Here is a 259-nt window from a genome sequence, read left to right on the forward strand (position 1 = left end):
CCCTCTGTGCCAATGACGGTGAGACATCAGCCCGGCTGAAGTTTAAGCTCGAGGGCGTAGGAAATTCATCGCGTGACCATGCCCAACAAGACGCCCCTGCCAGCCCCCGTATCGGAGGCGGTTCCCGACGCTGGTGAGAAGCCGCGGGTTGTTGCCGCGCCTGTGGCAGTCCCCCCGGAGTTTTCGTCGCGTCCGAAGCGCCGGACCTTCACAGCGGCGGAGAAGCTGCGGATCCTCGCCGAGACGGATCGGGCGGCGG

Annotated in this window: 1 pseudogene; it reads left to right on the forward strand. The window is 66.0% G+C overall.

The features are described from left to right. Positions 1 to 72 precede the first annotated feature (72 nt). Positions 73 to 259, forward strand: a pseudogene (locus EJ903_RS26720) (IS3 family transposase); the annotation flags it as partial.

Origin of the sequence: Azospirillum griseum (assembly GCF_003966125.1) — a bacterium.
In the GTDB taxonomy this organism is placed as follows: Bacteria; Pseudomonadota; Alphaproteobacteria; order Azospirillales; family Azospirillaceae; genus Azospirillum; species Azospirillum griseum.